The sequence below is a fragment of the Alkalibacterium sp. m-11 genome (assembly GCF_054658155.1).
The window spans coordinates 1-415 of record NZ_BAAGIR010000376.1; the positions used below are offsets into that span (position 1 = coordinate 1).

Here is a 415-nt window from a genome sequence, read left to right on the forward strand (position 1 = left end):
CCTACCTGCAGCTCGGAAAAGAAGTATACGGACGAAAGTATGATATCATGATCGCTCACACTACTATTGTCTTTATGCGCTATATATTCTTCGCCCTTGCTTCACGAAATGAACAGGATCCACGAACAATCGGAGAGCTGTTTTATTTGGAGTGCGATGAACTCGAAAATATTCGCTTCACAAAATCCCTCTCTCTTTTATTGCATGCGTTAAAGGAGCTGTTAGAAGGTGAATTTGTACTATCTGAACAGCAGGTAACGAAGCTGTTGGATCAATTAATTGAGACATTACCGACTTCATTTAAAGAAATTTTAGCTGGAAGTGAGTCCAATCCGTCACACATCACTGTTTGATTTAGTTGATTAACCTTAAGCCGATAGGCTTTCCAAGGTTTGATCAGGGTGCGAAACTTGAG

The 415-nt window shown here is 40.5% G+C and carries 1 pseudogene; it reads left to right on the forward strand.

Features of this window, described 5'->3' with window-relative positions:
* A pseudogene (locus tag ACYQ2O_RS12875) lies at positions 1–353 on the forward strand (IS4 family transposase); the annotation flags it as partial.
* Positions 354–415 lie beyond the last annotated feature (62 nt).